This window comes from Mesorhizobium sp. M7A.T.Ca.US.000.02.2.1 (assembly GCF_003996995.1).
Lineage (GTDB): Bacteria > Pseudomonadota > Alphaproteobacteria > Rhizobiales > Rhizobiaceae > Mesorhizobium.
Genome location: NZ_RZTT01000532.1, coordinates 1 through 3,480, shown reverse-complemented (window position 1 = coordinate 3,480; position 3,480 = coordinate 1). Strand labels below are relative to the sequence as shown.

Sequence of the window (3,480 nt, the reverse complement as noted above, 5' to 3'; positions counted from 1 at the left end):
CCTGGGGGAACTGGCCGCGAGCCAGCCATTCTGAAAGACGGACGCACCGATGAACAGCAAGCGGTCCTATCTCGACACACTCAATGCCGGCAGGCAGCGCAGGCCGCAGACCACGCTCGAGCAGTTGAACCAGTCGCTGGAGACACTGGAGCAGCGGCTGGAGCGGACGCGCGAGGATCCGGTGGCACGTCCCGAACTCCGCCAACCCGATCCACGCCAATATGGTGCCGATGCGCGCTATCCCGCGGCCCGGCCCGCTGGCCAGCAGCGCTGGTACGAGGATCCGCAGCCCGCGTCGCGACCGAAAAGCCCGATTCAGGGAGCCGCCGCTTTCGAGCAGAACTATCAGGCCATTGCCCGCGACATCGATCGCGTGCGCGGCCAGGAGGACGGCGTTGCCATGGTCGGCAAGATCGCCGGCGAATTGCGCGGCATGCGCGAGGAATTGCGCCACCAGATGACCGCAGGCCTGCAGCGGGAATTCGAAGCGCTGCGCAAGGACATCGAGCGGGCTTTCCAGTCAGGGGCAAGGCCCGGTGCTTCGGCCAAGGGCAGTGCTGAACTCGGCCTTGAGTTCGAGCGGCTTTCGGGCGCCATCCAGACACTGGCCGAGAAGAGCGACGACAGAAGCGTCAACATGCTGCGGCTCGAACTCGAACAGGTCAAAGCCGCACTCGAAACGCTGGCACGCGAAGAGAGCGTGCAGAAGGTCGACCGCCGCTGGGACGATTTCGATCGCCGGTGGACGGCGTTCGAAGACCGCGTCGACGCCGACCAGCGCAAGCGCTCGGACGACCCGGGCCTGTCTGCTCTGACCGCCCGGCTAGAACAGATCAGCAATGCCGTCAACAATTTGCCGGAATCGTTGTCGCTGCGCTCGTTGGAGGAGAAGGTGCGCACGCTTGCCGGTGCCGTCGACCATTTCGCCAGCCAGCAGGACAATCGCGGCAGCGACACGCTTGGCATGATCGACGAGCGGCTGGACGAGATTTCCCGCGCCATCGTCGCATCCACGGTCGCCGCGCAAGCCAATTCATTCGACCACGAGGCTTTCGAGCGCATCGAGAGGCGGATCGACTCACTTGCCAGCCAGATCGAGGAAGTGGCGCAGGATCGTCCAGGCAACGCGGTCATGGACCGGTTGAGCACGCTGTCGGGCCGGGTTGACGAACTCGCCGGCCGCGCCAATCTGCCGGAGCAGGCGATGGAGCGCCTGGCCAAGCAGATTGCACTCATCGCTGACAAGATCGACCAGGCACCAGCCATGCCTGACGCCGACTACATCTTCCATGGGCTGGAGCAGCGCTTCGACGTGCTGTCGAGCATGATGGAACGCCGCCAGGGTGACGCCATCGAACAGGGCAACATGCTGTTCCGCGATCTCGAACGCAGGCTGGATGAGGTTGCCGACAGGCTGGACCAGCGCATGCCGCAGATCGACAGCGCCGGCATCATGGACGCCATCGATGCCCGCTTTACGGCGCTCGCCAAGCGTATGGAAACGCGTGTACCCGATCCCGCGGGCGAAGCCGCAATCCGCGGCCTGGAGAGCCGGCTCGAAGACATTTCAAGCCGGCTGGATGCGTCGGCCGCGCAGGTGGCCGGCATCGATCCGGCGCTGATCCGCAGCCTGGAAGCACAGGTTGCTGGCCTGTCCGCCCATCTTTCCAGGCCCAGCACCCCGCTGCCGGAATTCGAGGACATCAGCCCGCGTCTCAACGAAATTGAAAAGTCGCTCGCAGGAACCCGCGATTCCATCCTTGGCGCAGCGCGCGAAGCCGCCGAGAACGCGGTGCAATCACTTGCCGGTTCGAGCGCCAATACGACCGCTGTTTCCGGCCTCGCCCAGGATTTGAAGACGCTTGAAACGCTGACGCGGCGCTCCGACGAGCGCAATTCGAGAACGTTCGAGGCCATCCACGACACGTTGCTCAAGATCGTCGACCGGCTGGGTTCGCTCGAACCCGGCGAGCCGGTCGAGGCGATGAGCGAATTGCTGGACGCGGCACCGGTCGAGCCGAGCAACTGGCGCGGCGCGCGGCGACCCAAGATGGCCGTGGACGCGCCATCGATGGATATCGATCAGCCCCTGCCATTGACTGGGGACTTGACCGATCTCGATGGCCGCGCCGCCGCCATCCTGCGCAATGAGCCGGGTGCACGTGGCGACCTGGGCGGCCTTGGTATGGGAACGCGCACGCCGGCCGAAGCCGCGGCGGCTGCGGCCATGGCTGCTCTCGGCTCCGACACAATTGTCGAGAAGAACGAACAGGCGGGCGGCCGCAGGTCGATGTTCGGCGGACTGGCCCGCGCCTTCAAGGGCAAGAAGGAGGCGGACATCCCGCCACTGGCCGGCTCGGCGCCGAGTGCCCCGATCCCGAGCGTCGATCTCGACGAACCGCTCGATCCGAAAATGGCCAACCGGCCGCTGGAGCCCGGTTCCGGCGCACCTGACCTCAACGCCATCATGAAGCGCGTGCGCGACGAGCGCGGCCAGCCGGCCAAGCCCAGCGACACCGACGCCGCGAAGTCGGATTTCATCGCCGCTGCCCGGCGCGCGGCCCAGGCCGCGGCCGCCGAGGCCGATGCGCTGAAGCGCCAGTCGACGGTGACCGGACCGGTGAAGGCACTGCGGATCGGCGACCTGCTCAAGGCACGGCGCAAGCCGATCCTGATGGGAACAACCGCGATCCTGCTGGCGTTGGGCGCCCTGCAACTGGGCAAGGCCTTCTTCGCCGATCCCGCCCAGGTGGCGAGCAACGATGTTGCGCCGATCGTCGCCTCGCAGCCGGTGCAGACCGCCTCGCTCGATGCCGCCGGCCAACCTAAGATGGACGCGCAGCCCGCGGCAGTGGAAAGTGCGCCTGACCACACCGTCAGGCAGGCCGAGCCGTCCGCACCGGCAACCAAGGACGACATGGCCGCGCAAAGCATGATTGCCACGGCGCCAGGCGCCGAGCCGTCGATGAGTGCCGCGCCGACCGCAGAGCCGGTTCCCGCGCCCGTCGCCTCGGTTACATCGGCCGATGCGAACCAAGCGGTGTCCGGGGAGACAGCCTCGGCTGCGCCGGCCTCGACCGTTCCGGTCGCCGCGGAAGCTGCCGACACCGGCGCCCAGCCTATGGCGGCTGAGCCGACCGCCGCCAAGGACACCACGGGCGCGGTCCCCCCAGCGGACGCCTCGCCGGCGATGACGACGAAGTTCGACATTCCCGCTGACGCCGGCCCGGCCGCCTTGCGCGATGCCGCCGCCAGCGGCGACGCCAAGGCGCTGTTCGAAATCGGCTCGCGCTATGCTGAGTCACGCGGCGGCAAGGAAGACATGGCGGCAGCCGCCAAATGGTACGAGAAATCGGCGGAACTCGGCTTCGCGCCGGCCGAATACCGCATCGGAAACTTCTACGAAAAGGGCATCGGCGTCGCGCGCGACATCAAGAAGGCGAAGACCTGGTACCAGCTTTCCGCAGCACAGGGCAACGC

At 66.9% G+C, this 3,480-nt stretch carries 1 protein-coding gene; it reads left to right on the top strand.

Going from position 1 to position 3,480, the window contains the following annotated elements:
* Positions 1 to 49 precede the first annotated feature (49 nt).
* Positions 50 to 3,480: SEL1-like repeat protein (locus EOD15_RS30965; protein WP_127409150.1), on the top strand; the 3,431-nt coding region annotated here is incomplete at its 3' end.